The sequence below is a fragment of the Candidatus Nitrosopumilus sp. bin_6a genome, from assembly GCF_054095695.1.
Genome location: NZ_JBSWSR010000001.1, coordinates 395,418 through 409,939, shown reverse-complemented (window position 1 = coordinate 409,939; position 14,522 = coordinate 395,418). Strand labels below are relative to the sequence as shown.

At 32.8% G+C, this 14,522-nt stretch carries 21 protein-coding genes; 8 read left to right on the top strand and 13 right to left on the bottom strand.

Annotated elements, in window-relative coordinates; all coding sequences use genetic code 11:
* The 3 genes from ACW9XA_RS02550 to ACW9XA_RS02540 form a co-directional block, all read right to left on the bottom strand.
* A partial coding sequence (locus ACW9XA_RS02550) for a putative Ig domain-containing protein (protein ID WP_457762839.1) occupies positions 1-1,015 on the bottom strand: 1,015 nt, incomplete at its 3' end.
* A gap of 78 nt (positions 1,016-1,093) precedes the next feature.
* On the bottom strand, positions 1,094-1,513 hold the full coding sequence (locus ACW9XA_RS02545) for an archease (protein ID WP_457762838.1): 420 nt from the start codon (positions 1,511-1,513) through the stop codon (positions 1,094-1,096).
* A gap of 41 nt (positions 1,514-1,554) precedes the next feature.
* On the bottom strand, positions 1,555-1,920 hold the full coding sequence (locus ACW9XA_RS02540) for a VOC family protein (RefSeq protein ID WP_457762837.1): 366 nt from the start codon (positions 1,918-1,920) through the stop codon (positions 1,555-1,557).
* A gap of 88 nt (positions 1,921-2,008) precedes the next feature.
* Between ACW9XA_RS02540 and ACW9XA_RS02535 the strand changes: the two genes are divergently transcribed.
* Positions 2,009-2,959 carry an MDR/zinc-dependent alcohol dehydrogenase-like family protein gene (locus tag ACW9XA_RS02535; protein ID WP_457762836.1) on the top strand — a complete coding sequence of 317 codons (951 nt, stop codon included), beginning with the start codon at positions 2,009-2,011 and terminating at the stop codon, positions 2,957-2,959.
* 78 nt (positions 2,960-3,037) lie between these two features.
* Entirely contained in the window at positions 3,038-3,586 is a 549-nt protein-coding gene (locus ACW9XA_RS02530; RefSeq protein WP_457762835.1) for a DedA family protein, read from the top strand.
* A gap of 18 nt (positions 3,587-3,604) precedes the next feature.
* Here ACW9XA_RS02530 and ACW9XA_RS02525 read toward each other — a convergent pair whose 3' ends face one another.
* The 3 genes from ACW9XA_RS02525 to ACW9XA_RS02515 all read right to left on the bottom strand — a co-directional run bounded on the left by ACW9XA_RS02525 (position 3,605) and on the right by ACW9XA_RS02515 (position 5,889).
* Positions 3,605-4,396, bottom strand: a complete 792-nt coding sequence (locus ACW9XA_RS02525) for a DUF72 domain-containing protein (protein WP_457762834.1) — start codon at positions 4,394-4,396, stop codon at positions 3,605-3,607.
* 184 nt (positions 4,397-4,580) lie between these two features.
* Positions 4,581-5,246: a uracil-DNA glycosylase gene (locus ACW9XA_RS02520; RefSeq protein ID WP_457762833.1), complete on the bottom strand. Its 666-nt coding sequence runs from the start codon at positions 5,244-5,246 to the stop codon at positions 4,581-4,583.
* Between the two features lie 37 nt (positions 5,247-5,283).
* Positions 5,284-5,889, bottom strand: coding sequence for a nitroreductase family protein (locus ACW9XA_RS02515; protein WP_457762832.1), 606 nt, complete (start codon positions 5,887-5,889; stop codon positions 5,284-5,286).
* A 390-nt stretch (positions 5,890-6,279) separates the two neighbouring features.
* Between ACW9XA_RS02515 and ACW9XA_RS02510 the strand changes: the two genes are divergently transcribed.
* Positions 6,280-7,743, top strand: coding sequence for a DUF4200 domain-containing protein (locus ACW9XA_RS02510; protein WP_457762831.1), 1,464 nt, complete (start codon positions 6,280-6,282; stop codon positions 7,741-7,743).
* Positions 7,691-9,034, top strand: coding sequence for an ABC transporter substrate-binding protein (locus ACW9XA_RS02505; RefSeq protein ID WP_457762830.1), 1,344 nt, complete (start codon positions 7,691-7,693; stop codon positions 9,032-9,034). Before ACW9XA_RS02510 ends, ACW9XA_RS02505 begins: the two co-directional genes overlap by 53 nt.
* Before the next feature lie 61 nt (positions 9,035-9,095).
* On the opposite strand, the gene ACW9XA_RS02500 is transcribed toward ACW9XA_RS02505, so the two are convergent.
* Positions 9,096-9,272 (bottom strand): DUF1059 domain-containing protein, encoded by a 177-nt coding sequence (locus ACW9XA_RS02500; protein ID WP_457762829.1) that lies wholly within the window; start codon positions 9,270-9,272, stop codon positions 9,096-9,098.
* A gap of 83 nt (positions 9,273-9,355) precedes the next feature.
* Here ACW9XA_RS02500 and ACW9XA_RS02495 point away from each other — a divergent pair, with 83 nt between their 5' ends.
* The gene (locus tag ACW9XA_RS02495; RefSeq protein WP_457762828.1) at positions 9,356-9,625 is read left to right on the top strand and encodes a hypothetical protein; all 270 of its coding nucleotides are present in this window, start codon (positions 9,356-9,358) and stop codon (positions 9,623-9,625) included.
* A gap of 86 nt (positions 9,626-9,711) precedes the next feature.
* Positions 9,712-10,074, top strand: a complete 363-nt coding sequence (locus ACW9XA_RS02490) for a DUF6659 family protein (RefSeq protein ID WP_457762827.1) — start codon at positions 9,712-9,714, stop codon at positions 10,072-10,074.
* Here the strand turns inward: ACW9XA_RS02490 and ACW9XA_RS02485 are convergent.
* The 6 genes from ACW9XA_RS02485 to ACW9XA_RS02460 all read right to left on the bottom strand — a co-directional run bounded on the left by ACW9XA_RS02485 (position 10,054) and on the right by ACW9XA_RS02460 (position 13,391).
* Positions 10,054-10,536: a Mut7-C RNAse domain-containing protein gene (locus ACW9XA_RS02485; RefSeq protein WP_457762826.1), complete on the bottom strand. Its 483-nt coding sequence runs from the start codon at positions 10,534-10,536 to the stop codon at positions 10,054-10,056. The two genes, ACW9XA_RS02490 and ACW9XA_RS02485, sit on opposite strands and share 21 nt — an antisense overlap.
* Positions 10,537-10,921: 385 nt before the next feature.
* Positions 10,922-11,086, bottom strand: a complete 165-nt coding sequence (locus ACW9XA_RS02480; RefSeq protein WP_457762825.1) for a hypothetical protein — start codon at positions 11,084-11,086, stop codon at positions 10,922-10,924.
* 48 nt (positions 11,087-11,134) lie between these two features.
* A complete protein-coding gene (locus tag ACW9XA_RS02475; protein ID WP_457762824.1) occupies positions 11,135-11,320 on the bottom strand; it encodes a hypothetical protein in 186 nt (61 codons plus the stop codon).
* A gap of 35 nt (positions 11,321-11,355) precedes the next feature.
* Positions 11,356-11,574, bottom strand: a complete 219-nt coding sequence (locus tag ACW9XA_RS02470) for a hypothetical protein (RefSeq protein WP_457762823.1) — start codon at positions 11,572-11,574, stop codon at positions 11,356-11,358.
* 58 nt (positions 11,575-11,632) lie between these two features.
* A complete protein-coding gene (locus ACW9XA_RS02465; RefSeq protein WP_457762822.1) occupies positions 11,633-12,352 on the bottom strand; it encodes a hypothetical protein in 720 nt (239 codons plus the stop codon).
* A gap of 49 nt (positions 12,353-12,401) precedes the next feature.
* Entirely contained in the window at positions 12,402-13,391 is a 990-nt protein-coding gene (locus ACW9XA_RS02460) for an aldo/keto reductase (RefSeq protein ID WP_457762821.1), read from the bottom strand.
* A 46-nt stretch (positions 13,392-13,437) separates the two neighbouring features.
* On the opposite strand from ACW9XA_RS02460, the gene ACW9XA_RS02455 reads away from it, so the two are divergent.
* Both ACW9XA_RS02455 and ACW9XA_RS02450 read left to right on the top strand, forming a co-directional pair.
* Positions 13,438-14,031 (top strand): HD domain-containing protein, encoded by a 594-nt coding sequence (locus tag ACW9XA_RS02455; protein ID WP_457762820.1) that lies wholly within the window; start codon positions 13,438-13,440, stop codon positions 14,029-14,031.
* Positions 14,032-14,086: 55 nt separating this feature from the next.
* Positions 14,087-14,485, top strand: a complete 399-nt coding sequence (locus tag ACW9XA_RS02450) for a hypothetical protein (protein WP_457762819.1) — start codon at positions 14,087-14,089, stop codon at positions 14,483-14,485.
* Positions 14,486-14,522 lie beyond the last annotated feature (37 nt).

Below are 14,522 nucleotides of genomic sequence, written 5' to 3'. Positions count from 1 at the left end.
CATCTAATCCTACTGCTTGGTAAATAGAATCATACTGTGAATAGTTTTCATCAAACCATTTCTTATAATTTGCCTCATTGTTGTATCTGTCAACATAGCTTTGTGGATCCTTTGCTGTATCTACAAATGGTGCAGGAATAAGTAATGGCTCATCTAATCCTACTGCTTGGTAAATAGAATCATACTGTGAATAGTTTTCATCAAACCATTTCTTATAATTTGCCTCATTGTTGTATCTGTCAACATAGCTTTGTGGATCCTTTGCTGTATCTACAAACGCTGCTAATCCCAATTCAACTGTTTTTTCAGGTTCAGGCTCTGTTTTAGTTGGTTTAGGTTTAGGTTCTGGTTCAACATATGCTTGTTTTACTGTAATCGTGACTTTTTCTTTATCTTCTTGACTTCCTTTCTTAACTATGACCTCAAAATTATAGTGAACATCTTGAATATTTCCATGTGATTTTGATGGTGTCCATACAAATTTCCCAGTTTTAGAATCTATAGTTGCCCCCGTGGGTTCATTATTCAAACTAAAAATTGAATCTTTAATCGAACTATCTATAAGAACAGCTGTAAATGTTATGGTCTTTTCAACTTCTACTGTTTTGTCAGAAATTCCTTTTAACTCTAGCACAAAACTAGGAATTTCAAATACTTTCTTCCCATCAAATTCTAACAGTATGGATGTCCCATTGACTTCTTTTTGACTATCTGTAAATGCAGTTGCATTGTAAATTCCTTTGTTGTCAAAGAATAGTGAAACAGCTCTTGGAATTGCATCAAATTCTCCTTGAGTTGTTGTAGGATCTGATACCATTCCTCTATAATTTCCACCCTGATCACGAATAATCACATAAACAATTTCCTTTCCTTCTTGTGTTCCAATAATTTTGAAATCTTCATCAATTGTGTAAAAACTCTTTTCTAATGAAAGAGATGTAACATCTGCATGTACGGGAATAATCATTAAAAGAATTAATGAAAATATTGAAAATAACCCTATTTTTGTTCTCATAAGATGCTATTGCAGTTTGGCCTTTTAAAAAACGCGTATAATTTGTTCTAGGAATTTGCAAAGAATTATTCACAACTTTTACAAATCTAACAAAAATCTCATGTAGACACCATCATCGTTTTGTTTGATTTCCATGTCATAAAATGTTGGAGCCTTGATCTCTACTTTGAAATTGTGCTTTTTTACATCTAACGTTTCTCCATATGCAGTTGCATTAATTGCGTATCCATCATTTCTTTCAATATCAAACTCTAGTCTTTTGATTGCAAATCCTTCAGTAATCAATACAAATGGAATTTCTTCTAGCCAACTAAACAAAAGATAACGTAGGTCTTTTCCCTTGGCAGAAAACTTCTTTTGACCTTTTTCTTCTACTTTGTCTTGATCTAGTGTAAGATTAATTTCTGCATCAGCTGCCACCGCAAATGCTTCTTTGAGATTATTTGCTTTTACCTCAATTATCGCATCTGTTGCATGATCTAGAAACTCGTAGCTCAATTGAAATTGTGTATTTTTTCCAATTATTAATTTAGGTGGTATTACTTTGCTTTTTCATCCATTTCTATTATCCCAAACATGTTTCCTTCCGTATCTGTACATTGTGCAAACCAGCCAACTTTTGGAATTGCCATTTTAGGAATAATCAAATGTCCTCCATTTTCAGTGATCTTTTTTGTAAATACATCAATTGATGGAACATTGATTGTGTTAGTCATGCCTATTTGTCCTGGTATTCTCTTTGACATTCCTCCATCAATTCCTGGTTCTTCTTTTCCAGTTTTTGCTATCCAATAATCCATTGGTCCATCCCATTTCTCAAACTTCCAATCAAATACATCGGTGTAGAATTTTTGAGCTCTTTCTGGATTGTCTACTGGAATATCAAAGTGAGAAATTCTTGGCATGTATTTTTGATGAACCTAAATTATTTAAAATGAGCTTCATTTTTAGAATTTCACTATTTTAAAATTAGAAAACAGCATTATTCTTTTTATGAAAGCTATGTGTTTTGATGGAAAAAATACTAGATATGATGAAAATTATCCTGATCCAAAACCTGGAGAGGTTTTAGTCAGAATTAATTTAGCTGGCATTTGTGGAACTGACTTGGAAATTTTAGATGGGTATATGGAATATGATGGAATTTTAGGTCACGAGTTTGTTGGAATTGTGGAAAAAGCAGAGAATCCTAGTTTAATTGGAAAACGTGTTGTCGGTGAAATCAATACAGGTTGTGGTTTATGTGAATCTTGTAAAAAAGGAATGGATAGACACTGTCCTAATCGAGCAGTCCTTGGAATTTTGAAAAGGGATGGTGCATTTGCTGAATTTCTTTCATTACCAGAAAAGAATCTACACATCATACCTGATTCTATAACTGATGAACAAGCAGTTTTTGTTGAACCATTAGCTGCTGCATTTGAAATTAAAGAACAAGTGTCACTACAACCTCAATGGAAAGTTGCAGTCGTTGGTGATGGACGATTAGCTCAATTAATTATACGCGTTCTAAAACTCACATGTTCTAATATTACATGTTTTGGCAGACATAAAAGTAAACTTGAGAATCTAATTAACATTGGCGTAAAAATAAAAATCGGTATTGAAAAATCTGATAAACAATCTTTTGACTTGGTAGTAGAAGCTACTGGAAGTAATTCTGGATTTGCTGATACTATGAAACTAGTCAAACCTCGTGGAATTGTAATCTTGAAATCAACTATTGCATCAAAGGAAAATCTCGATTTGACTCCTGCAGTAGTCAATGAGATTACTATGATTGGTTCTCGTTGCGGATTATTCAAACCTGCAATAGATGCGCTTGCAACTGGAATGGTTTCAGTTGACTCTATGATAGATTCTACTTTTCCTTTGGAAAAGTTTTCAGAAGCAATTGAACATGCAAAAAAACCTGAAACTCTAAAAGTTTTTCTCAAACCTTGATTTCTGCAAAAATTATGCCTAATATTATGTAGTTTTTACTCGTAAGGTAATTTAGTAAGATTTTATTGCCAGAAGCAAATGGAACCCTTTGATTCTTTTCTAATATGGATTGCAGATTTTTTAGGGGAGCATCTTTACGAAGGAATATTCTTAGCAGCATTGCTTGAGACTATAGTTCCACCAATTCCTACTCTAGCAATATTTCCAACTGCAGGATTTCTAGCATCCCAACAGGGTGTGACTTTGTTAGGAATAATTCCTATGATTATTCTTGGTGCACTTGGTGCAACTGTTGGAACCTCAGCGATCTATTTAATTGCATTAAAGCTTGGACGTGTCGTATTACTTCGTTATTTGAGGTTTGTTAAAGTAAATGATAAAAAATTAGAGCGAGTTGAAATATGGTTTGAGAAATACGGTGACAAGGCAGTCTTCTTGGGACGAATGGTTCCTGTAATGAGAGAGATGATTTCAATTCCTGCAGGGTTACTCAAAATGAGAATTCCAAAATTTGTCCTGTATACATTTGGCGGTTCATGCATTTGGTCTAGTGGAACTATTTTGTCTGGATATTATTTTGGAACTGCAATTGGTCTTAGTACTAGTGCAATTCCGACATTACCTTAATCATTAAAAATATTTATTTCAAAAATTACCCAAAGTTTTCTGTTTTTTTTCTTCCCAAATTAATTCCCGCATTCCCAGATTCATTCTTAAAGAATTTACTGTATGTGGGCTGAATCCTTCAAAATGATTGTTTATCATTACCATTGCAAGTGGAATGTTTTTTATTTTTTCTAGTTTTTTTGCCCAACTTGCAACAATTGCATCTTTGTTTTTTACAACTCTTCCAAATTCTGAGTCTGATATAGAACGATCTCCTATCAATCTGATGTAGAGATAGTTTGATGTAATTGGCATTGGATTATTCACCCCTGCAACTTCGTTCCATACAAGGCAGTGTTTGTTTTGTTTTAGATATTTTATTGCATCTTCTGAAAACCAAGACTCATGTCTACCTTCGATAGGATATACAAAATTGTCTGGAAGCAAATCAAAAAGTTCACCTAATCTTGGTTTTGCTTCTTCAAATGACAGTGATGGCGGCAACTGTAACACCAGGGCTGAAACTTTTTCATGGATTGGGGAAAGAGAAGCCAAAAATGAAAAAATTTCTGAATTTACTCTATCTAGTCTCTTTTCATGCGTAATTATTGATGGAAATTTTGCTGTAAATCTAAAATGTCTAGGCGTATTTGCATTCCATCTTTTTACAATCTCTTGAGCAGGAATTTTATAAAATGTGGAATTGATTTCTGTAATTTCAAAGATCTGAGAATAGTATTTTAGCCATTTTGAACTTTCTAAGTTTTTAGGGTAAAATGTTCCAGACCATCCTTTATAGCTCCAACCAGTACATCCAATCTTGATGTTCATGATGTGACTTTATTTGACGTATTTTAAAAATTTGAAAGCTGACCGGCGCGGATTAACCTTTACACAGTCCTGCTGTATGCTCGGACCGGTAAACAATTACCAGTATTCAGACAATAGGAAATTGTGTCAGCTTTCTGGTATATTATACACAGTTATCAAATAAAAAGTAGATCCTAATCCCTTTTTAATCTGAGATCTTTGTTAGTTTTTTTGCTTTTGAAAACACTGCAGACCATTGAGTCCATGAAAGTCTACCTGTCTGAGTGTTTTGTTTTGACGGATGATACGATGTTAAAATTTTGAAGTCCTTGTATGTGTATAATTTATTATGACCAAATTTTTCTGGTTTTACCCCGTAAAGTTTACAGGTTGTATCATATGCTATTTTTCCAAGACAAAGTATAGTTGTAATATTTTTTAGAATTTCTTTTTCCTGTTCTAAAAATCCAAAACAAGATTCTCTTTCTTCTTTTGTTGGTTTGTTTTGAGGTGGTGCACATCTTACTGCTGCTGTAATGTATGCATTGTTTAATACCAATCCATCATTTGATGCGTGACTAGTTGGAATGGATGCAAATCCATGTTTGTGCATTACTTTGGCAAGCCAGTCTCCTGATGAATCTCCCGTAAACATTCTACCTGTTCTGTTTCCACCATGAGCTGCTGGAGCTAATCCAACTATTAGTAATTTAGCCTTGATATCTCCAAAACCTGAAAGTGGTTTACCATAATATTTTTCATCTTTGAAGCGTTTTACCTTGTTTTTTGCAACATCACGGATATACGCTGATAATCTAGGACATTTTTGGCAATTTGCAATTTTTTTGTTTAATGATTGAATTGTTTTCAATGATGATTTTGTTTTAATTTATTCTAAATTATTGTTATTATGGAAATCTGTCAGTAAACACTACTTTGTTCAGTGGAAGCTGTCCTCCACGCTGCATTGCAGGCTTGGTTTGTTTTCCAATTACCATTAACATTGAAATCACATGATCTTCTGGTAAATTGATAATTTTAGATACTTTTTGAGTATCAAAACCTATCATTGGATTTGAATCATATCCCATAGATTTCGCAGCAAGCATGATTGTTTGAGCTGCAATTCCACAAGATCTCATTGCCTCGTCTCTTTGTAATTCTTTATTATTTTTGTAAAATTTTTCCATTGCAGACACAAGAAATTCTTGAGATTCTTTTGGAGCGTTTTTCCAATATTGAGCAGGATCTTTTCCCCATGATTTTAAATCTGCACAAATGACTAGTAGCAAAGATGCATCTGTAACTTGAGCTTGATCCCATGCTAATGAACGTATTTCCTTTCTAATTTCTGGATTTTTTACTATAACAAATCTCCAGTTTTGCATGTTAAATGATGTAGGAGATAAAATTGCTAAAGACAATAATTGATTTATTTCATCATCTGTCATTTTGTGATTTGTGTCATAGTTCTTTATAGAGCGACGTTCTTTTATGGCTTCAAGTGTATCCATAATACTTTAATTCTGTCTTTGTATTTAATTTTGTTCGACTGAATTAATCTCTTGAATAATTTTCAATAAAACATGACTCTATGTTGCCAGAACTATTTTGATAGTGTATGACTATTCCATGGTCTAGTTTTGTTCTTCCAATACACTTCATGATTTATGTTATAATTTTTTTACTTAACAAAATGCGTGTTCAAATACTACAACTAACAATCTCTTCAAATTTCATTAATTCAGATCTTTTATTCAACAATTCTTTTTTCTCTGATTATAATCAATATTTTTAATTTAGAACGAAAAATTCTAGTAAATTCCTCATTGTTATTTTATATTTTGAGAATCATTACAAATGATAGTAATGCTTTTAACAAATTTCCTTAAAAATTGAATATCATGGGAGCAATTAGCACATTATTCTTATTTTCAGTACTGGTTTTAGGCATGGCTGCTTATCCTGGTTCTAACCTTATTTCAACTGATGAAACTATCTTGAATACTCCTCTTTTAATTGCATTTGCAGATTCTCATGACGAAACTGAAGATGAAATTGAAATTGAGGTAGAAGTAGAAGATGGATATGCAAAAATTGAGGTCGAGATTAATGATGAAGAATCAAAATATGAAATTGAATGGATTGATGAACAAACCACTATTGATGAAATTGTATTCTTAACTGGTTTATCTAAAGACCAAGTTGTCAGTGTAATCACATTTGAAATAGAATCAGAAGATGATGATGAAGAAAATGAATCTAAACAATCCAAAAAAGATGAGAAATTAACTAAAGCACAAGAGAAACAAGATGAGAAATTAACTAAAGCACAAGAGAAACAAGATGAGAAATTAACTAAAGCACAAGAGAAACGAGATGAAAAACAAGCTAGAAACGCAGAAAAGTTTGCTGAGCGTGAAGCAAAATTATCTGAAAAGGCTCAATTTTCAGAGCAAAGAGCAAAGAAAATCATCGAGGAACTAGAACAAAAAATCCAAAAAATGGAAGAACGACTTCAAAAATTATTAGATAAATATGAAAGCGGAGAATACTTTGGAAATCTCAAAAACAGAGATACTATAACTAAATCATTCACACTTTCTTTTGACGGAGAGGCATCTGAAATAAGTAACTCATCAAATGTTCAAACACTAAACGGACAATTGTTTTTAGAAAATCAAGTTACTGGTGATAAGGCCAAAAAATTCCGTGTAACCGGTGGTGAAATATCAATCGGTGAAGAGGAAATTTACGATATTGTATTTGGTAAAGCAAGGTTATCATCATCTGGACCTGGAGGAGATAAGGATTCTATGATTGTAATCGCTCAAGTATCCAATACTGGAGAAGTTAGAACTTTGAAACTAAGCATCAATTTATCTGAAGAATTTAATTCTGATACTGAAGCAGCTGTAATTGAAATTCTATCTCCACAAAGTAAAATTGCAAGTCAATGGTTCTTGAGTGGCATTGGTGATTTGGGATTAACTAATACATCAGAAACCGATCCATCAGAAACTGATGATACAGAAAATGATACCGAAATTGAAATTCCAACTGATGATATTCCAATTAGTACAACCCTAACTATTTCAACTCCAACTAATATCTACTTTTCAGGTGATGATATTATAATTTCAGGGACTGTTACAACTATTCATGAAGGAACTCCTGTAATTCTTCAAACCGTTACAGGTTCTGATAGGGTTGATATTGCACAAATTGATGTAAATACTGATGGTACATTCACACATACTATTTTAGCTGATGGACCATTATGGGTTAGTGACACGTACACCGTAAAGGCATTTTATGGGGCAAACAATTCAGCAGAAACAACCTTCCAGTTTACAGCCTCATCCTAGGCTAGAACAATTTGCAGAAAGATTACTCAATTATTGTGAACTGTCTGAAGAAGAAAGAGAAGATGCAATTGACAAATTTATTGCAGAACATTTCCCTACAGACCGCAATTTTGATCTAGATGACTTGCTTGATAGATACTGTGAAATGACTGACGAAGAAAAACGTCAACTGTTTGCAGATCATCCACGACTTGTACCATTCGCTGACAGACTAGCAAATTATTGTGACTTGTCTGAAGAGGAGCAGGATGAAATTGATGACTTGATCAAGGAACATGGAGACACAATCAGAGCAGAACTAAGAGATTATGCTAAAGACTATCGTATGGATTACAAAAAAGACATGATAATGATGCTAGACAAATACTGTGACATGACTGATGCTGAGAAAAAAGCATATGTTGCAGAACATGACAAAGCAGAAGACTATGTTGAAAAGATGAACCGTTACTGTATTCTAACTGATGAAGATTCAAGAATGAAATTCATTGAAGAATACAAAGACGAATACAAAGCCCATATGGAAGATAAAATGCATGATAGAAAAACTGTTCACATGGACTATGAGAAATTCTGTAAACTAACTGATGAAGAACTTGCAGCAAGTACATTTGATGTTGAGTTTGTCAAAAAGGCATCTGAATGGTGTCAGATGACGCCTGAAGAAAAGAAATCCTACAAGATGGAACACTTTGGTGCTATGCCTCATGACTTTGATAGAATGTCTGATGTCGCAAAGGATAGAATGTCTGATGTTGCCAAAGAGAGACTACATGACAAAATGGAGAAGTTCTCTGAAAAGTCTGACCGTCTAAAGGCCATGATCATGGACAAACGTGACATCTCTGATGAAAGAACAGATGAAATCAGAAAGAAATTCGAGGCAAAATTCGGAGAAGAATCTGATAAGAAACGCTCTGAAATCAAGATGAAGTACAAAGAACACATGCTGAAGATGAAATTCAAAATGTCTGATGAACGAAGATCTGATGTTCATGAAAGATTAGCAGAGATGAAAGCCTACAAGGCAGAACTCCGTGAAAAAGCATCTGAACTTTCTAACGAGGAAAAGCAACAACTTAGAGAAGAATTCATTGAAAAGGCAAAAGACATGCAACTAGCATGGCTTTCTCCACGAACACAAATGACTGCTGGCGTTGATGTCGCAGAAGTTGAATGTCGGGAAGGATATAGTCTTGTAATGAAAGCATCAAACGGTGTAGCAATGTGCCTCAAGGCAGAATCAGCACTCAAGATGATAGATAGAGGAATTGTAGTTCCTACTAACTAATCTTTTTCTTTTTTAATATTATATTACTAAGATTATATTAAAAAATTGCAGTTCTGCATAGTTATACTTCTTTGATTAGTGATTTAATGCTTGAAATATTTTCTGCATTAAGTTCTATCTCTTTGTGATCAGATAACACATGTTCAGTAACTTTACTCATCAATTCTTCTTCAGAATCTGCAGTTGCAGACCATGAGCAGTCCTTTCCTGCATCTGAGCAGCTAATGCTTTTTACCATGGTATTTTTCTTCATATGATATATTTATCTTATATTCTTAAATCATAGAAAGATCTAAATCGAAACTATGCTTTTACTATTTATTGAATAGAGAAATTGAAGAGAAAATCCAGTCTATAATTTTTGAAACATTTCAAGACCAAGAATCTGAATGGATTAGTTATTTCCAACACAAGGCAGAACAAATGCATTTGGACAAGAAATCTTTCTTTATTGGAATGATGTATCCTATAGTCACAAAAAACCTAGAAGAAAATAATATTCACATCAGAATAAAATCTGATTCCTGGGGAGATCATGAAAATGAAAAAATCAATTTGATGTTGATTCAATTATATGAAAAATATGTATGATCTTTAGAATACTGCAGTTTTGTTCTTATCTTCAATGCTGACAATTTAATTATGGTTTTTATCAACAGAAATCTAGTTGATAAAGCATGTCTAATGAATCCTTGAGCCAAAAATGTGAATTATTATTGAAAGAGCCTGAGATTCGTTTTGCTGGTTTTTTGGACATGATGGGTAACCTAGTTGAAGGTTCTTTTTCAGATGGAGTAAAACCTCTAAAAAATGATCAAGAAAGAAAGAAAATGTTCATTGAAGCAGTATTGAGAATTAGAACCAGACAAGATTTTGATGCTAATCTTGGACCTGTGGAATATGCAGCTGCAAGAAGAAAGAATGTTGTGACTTTTACTTTTTTGTATGGCGATAAAGTTCTCTTTATCTCTGCAGAACCTAATGTGGATATTGATAAAACCGCTCAAAAAATAATGCGTTTATGTTCTATTTCGCCCTAGTTTCACTTTCTCTACAAATTCTTGAATTTTTTTGATATGTGTACCTTCCCAATAGATTTGATTACACTTATCACATCTCCAAAATTTTTCATTAAATTCTAAAACTTTTTGTGGAATTTTATCTGAAATCTTTGATTTGCCAATTTGTGATGTTAAAGAATTACATTTTGTGCATCTTGCAGTATCTCCAGAAATTGAATCGAATTCTAATGGAATTTGTTGAAGAATTTCCAAAAATTGCTCAATTTCATTTTCTTTTGTTATGTGAACAGATATGATATTTTGTTTTCTTGCCCTAGCAATTAATTCACGATCTTTTGAGATTATTGTTCTTTGCTCATTTTTAGATTTTTCAATTAATTTCAAATCTTCTATATCTGAACAATATTCAGCATCAAATCCTAACAGTTGTAATTTTTTGGCAATGTTGCCCAACATCGCATCAACTAGAAAAACAACCATACTTCCGTTAAATTCTATCACAATAAAGAAATTTTCTCACAATCTCCACAATACACTCATTGTGCCATAAAATGCAATAATTGCAATTATAATTGCTACTACTCCCTTTGTAGAATCCTTCATAACTGAAAATCACTGATCAAATACTTTAGCTTGTTGCAAATTCTCACTTGTGTTTGCCCATAAAACATTGCTTGCAAATTTTGCTATCTATTCTTGTCTTTAAGAATGCAATTTGTTTGTCTGTTAACCTTCCATGCTGTATCAAGTTCAACAGTTCTTCACCATCTATAATTTCAAAATTTTCTTTACAATCACATTTTATACATTGACAATCTATCTTTGAACCCAATATGTTACCAACTATAAACAATCTTAAAAATAATTAACTTTCAATATTCAAACCAGAATTATCATATCTTTGCCAAATCTCCATCTTTAACCAACAATTGTTACATGTTGTTGGAGCATCCTTCATTTCTTCACATGATATGGGGTAGTTTTGCTGACAAATTTTACAGGTAAAATATTCTGTGATTACCTCTGACATACATTGTTTTCACAATTATGCAATTAAAACATCACTACACAATGTGAATTAAACTCCAAATGATTTAGATCCTTTCTCACATTTTGGACAATTAAGCCCCCTTGTTTCTAATCCACATTTCTTACAATAAGCATCAATTCCTGCAACTTCTCGTGGACTAGTCTTCACAATTTTTACAATCAATATTGTTACTATCAAAACTCCTATTGCAATTCCAATGTATGCAAGTACCATACTTACAATACTACTTCATATCTTAAAAACTAATTTTATACTGTTAAAACATACTTGTTTGCCAAAATTTTCTTTATTTCTTCTAGGTATTGTCTTTTTGTACTCCCTACAAATCTCCAGCGTGCATCCATTTCGTCCTCTAATATTTCATAAACCAAATCGATTTCTTCTCCTGCATTTATTTCCCTTTTTGCAATAATCATCAGTTCTTGCAATCTCAGCTTCTTTCTCCAAGTATGAGCACAATCTGCCATATTTTTTTTTGCATAATTACGTAAAAGGATCACTATTCATTAGAACTATTTTCTGTGATCAAACTGATATGTCTTTTCCAGGAACTAACTTGCTACTTTTTGGAATGTCGTGAATTTCAAGTCCTTCTAAGTATTGCATCTGTTTTGAAACTGATTCTGAGTTGCCAAACGAAATCAAAATCCTGTCATTGTGTCTTATCTCGTATAGATTAATGTTTGAAAAAGATTTTCCATTTACCAAAAATGTCATGTGGTTTTCTGAATCACTACAATACTTTTCTGCATCTTTTTCATATCTTAACACAATACATTCAGATGTTATTTCCATTCCGAATGATGTAAACAGCATATCTAATGGGACATTGGTTGCATGTTTATGAATCAGATATGGATTGTCATTTTCAAAATGAATGTATTTACTTTGAATTTGGAACTGAGGATGAGAAAAATCAATCTTGTCTCCATTAACAAAAACTGCTAATGCTGCATGCGCATGCTCACTTCCAAACTGTCCGACACCATAATGATCTACCATCTTTTCCTCTAGCGTCTTAAATGCAGTATTTTCCAAAATTTGGGTGTCAATCTCGTTTTGATTTAGAAAATAATATGAAAATATTCCTGCTGCCACTAGTGTAAATGTAATTCCAAATATGACCAGTACTTTACTTTTTGATTTTGATTCTATTTCAGATTCAAAATATGCCGAGTTACTCTCATCGATTCTTCCTGGGAGACTAAAATCAGAATTTTCTTTTGGCAAAACTTTTTCAGTCAAGTCATACTAATTGTTGCTTTATCGTATAAATTTCCATATCTGAAATTCTCTATCTGTATTCTCCACCACAATCTCCTATCACTTCAAACAAGTCATTTGATCTGGCAGTTATACTTTCTATTGATGAGATGTCTTGTGAGTCTAGTTTTACATCAAATACTCTGATATTATCATCTCTGTGTTCTGCAATTCCTAGTCTTGTACCGATAATTACTCCTGCTACCTGTGGTTTGTCTAACACAAATTGTGTTGCAACATTTGCTATACTGCAGTCATGTTTTTGTGCTATATTATTTAGTTCTGATAACAACTCTTGGAACAGGTTCCATCCTCCCCATGCATCTATCATGTTTTTGTATTTTTGAAGACTAGATGTGATTAGACTGTCTCTTTGTGGTTCATCTGTCCCTAGATATCTCTCAGAGAAAAATCCTCCTAGCAAGGTTCCGTAAGATAGGATCTTTATTCCATTTTTTACAAAAAATGGAGTCATTATCTTATCTGGTCTCTGATCCAAAATGGAATACTGAACTTGATTTGATACGATCTGATGCCCTTGTTCTCTGATGATTTTAACTCGTTCTGTATCAAAATTTGTTAATCCGATGTATTTGATTTTACATTCCTTTTGTAATTTTTCTAGATTGTTTAATGCATCAAGATAACTAAGATCATTATAATCCCACCAATGAAATTGGAGCAAATCAATACAGTTCGTATCCATTTTCTGTAATGACTGCTCAATGTAGTGAGTCACTATGCTGTTGCTCATTGGTCCAGGTTTTGGAACAAATTTTGTAAGTGCTTGAAATTTTTTTCTTTCTCCTATTTTTCTTCTAAATTCACCAATTAACGATTCTGCAGGACCGTAAATGTCTGCCAAATCCCATGTTGTTAATCCTACATCTTGATATTTTTCCATGTCTTCTACTGCATCTTTAGAATTAATCTGACCATGCCCACCTGCCACCTGCCACATTCCATTAAGAATTCTGCAAATTTCAAGGTCTTCTCCAAGAACAGTTTTCTCAATTGACATGATGTGATGAGATCTCTCTTTGAAATTATAGTTTACTTGGCTAATATTGAAGAAACTCGTCTTAGTAATTGTAGAAAATTATTTGGATCTAGTAAAAAGTGCTGAATTATTTGCAAAGAACAAACATGCAGGTCAATTCAGAGTAGATGGAATCACTCCTTATTCAAAACATCTTGATGATGTAGTCAATAGACTCAAAAGTTTGGGTGTGATTGATGAACAATTACTTTGTGCAGGGTGGCTTCACGATACAATAGAAAATACAACTACGACTTTTGATGATCTATATGATCAATTTGAAAGCGAGATAGCAGTACTAGTGTCATCATTGTCTAAAGACATGACAATGTCTAGAAAAAAACGAGAGCAGGCATATGTAATTCAACTACAAGAAGCATCATTTAGTGCAAAACTACTCAAGCTTTGTGATATTTCAGCAAACCTAAGTGAATTAAAAAACTATGAGGCATCAAAACCAAAAAAATTACGACAAGTAAAACAAAATAGGCATTATCTGAATATCATTAAAAATGATCTTATTTGTAATCCTAATTATCCATATGTGCAAGCCCTTTTAGAAAGTGCAAATTTGATTTTCATAAAGTATGGTCAGAGACCATTATCAATTAAATCAAAATAAAATCTGACATGAATTCCTTCAAAAATCTTAAATCCTTAAATTTTGTAGAAAAATTATGAGTGAAAATCACGATTCTAACATATTTGAAGAAATTAACAAAAAATATTTCACAGAACTCGAACATACTGTCCCACACATTCAACAAACGCTATTTGATTTACAAAACGAATGTTACAAATCTTGGAGACATGCAGTAGATTCAAACACTTCTTTATACACAGAATTTTTATCAAGTTCAGGATACAAATTCCCAAAGGCAGCAAAAGACATCCTAAACACAATGGGTGAAGAAACAACAAAATATCGTACAGTATGTAACAAATTTACAATTTCAAATATTGAATATGCAAAGAATGTAACTAAAACATGGAATGATAATGCAGATGCTTTTGTAGAATTGAATAGAAAAATAATGCACTATTGGATATCTGCATTTTCTCTAAAAAGAAACTAATCCAGTATTACAACAGCAATAATTGCAATTAGACTTC

What these genes read in the sequence shown, in the direction of transcription:
- ACW9XA_RS02540 (WP_457762837.1), bottom strand. Translation starts at nt 1,920, where the DNA reads ATGCCAAGAATTTCTCACTTTGATATTCCAGTAGACAATCCAGAAAGA.
- ACW9XA_RS02535 (WP_457762836.1), top strand. Translation starts at nt 2,009, where the DNA reads ATGAAAGCTATGTGTTTTGATGGAAAAAATACTAGATATGATGAAAAT.
- ACW9XA_RS02530 (WP_457762835.1), top strand. Translation starts at nt 3,038, where the DNA reads ATGGAACCCTTTGATTCTTTTCTAATATGGATTGCAGATTTTTTAGGG.
- ACW9XA_RS02525 (WP_457762834.1), bottom strand. Translation starts at nt 4,396, where the DNA reads ATGAACATCAAGATTGGATGTACTGGTTGGAGCTATAAAGGATGGTCT.
- ACW9XA_RS02515 (WP_457762832.1), bottom strand. Translation starts at nt 5,889, where the DNA reads ATGGATACACTTGAAGCCATAAAAGAACGTCGCTCTATAAAGAACTAT.
- ACW9XA_RS02510 (WP_457762831.1), top strand. Translation starts at nt 6,280, where the DNA reads ATGGGAGCAATTAGCACATTATTCTTATTTTCAGTACTGGTTTTAGGC.
- ACW9XA_RS02505 (WP_457762830.1), top strand. Translation starts at nt 7,691, where the DNA reads ATGGGGCAAACAATTCAGCAGAAACAACCTTCCAGTTTACAGCCTCAT.
- ACW9XA_RS02500 (WP_457762829.1), bottom strand. Translation starts at nt 9,272, where the DNA reads ATGGTAAAAAGCATTAGCTGCTCAGATGCAGGAAAGGACTGCTCATGG.
- ACW9XA_RS02490 (WP_457762827.1), top strand. Translation starts at nt 9,712, where the DNA reads ATGTCTAATGAATCCTTGAGCCAAAAATGTGAATTATTATTGAAAGAG.
- ACW9XA_RS02485 (WP_457762826.1), bottom strand. Translation starts at nt 10,536, where the DNA reads ATGGTTGTTTTTCTAGTTGATGCGATGTTGGGCAACATTGCCAAAAAA.
- ACW9XA_RS02480 (WP_457762825.1), bottom strand. Translation starts at nt 11,086, where the DNA reads ATGTCAGAGGTAATCACAGAATATTTTACCTGTAAAATTTGTCAGCAA.
- ACW9XA_RS02475 (WP_457762824.1), bottom strand. Translation starts at nt 11,320, where the DNA reads ATGGTACTTGCATACATTGGAATTGCAATAGGAGTTTTGATAGTAACA.
- ACW9XA_RS02470 (WP_457762823.1), bottom strand. Translation starts at nt 11,574, where the DNA reads ATGGCAGATTGTGCTCATACTTGGAGAAAGAAGCTGAGATTGCAAGAA.
- ACW9XA_RS02460 (WP_457762821.1), bottom strand. Translation starts at nt 13,391, where the DNA reads ATGTCAATTGAGAAAACTGTTCTTGGAGAAGACCTTGAAATTTGCAGA.
- ACW9XA_RS02450 (WP_457762819.1), top strand. Translation starts at nt 14,087, where the DNA reads ATGAGTGAAAATCACGATTCTAACATATTTGAAGAAATTAACAAAAAA.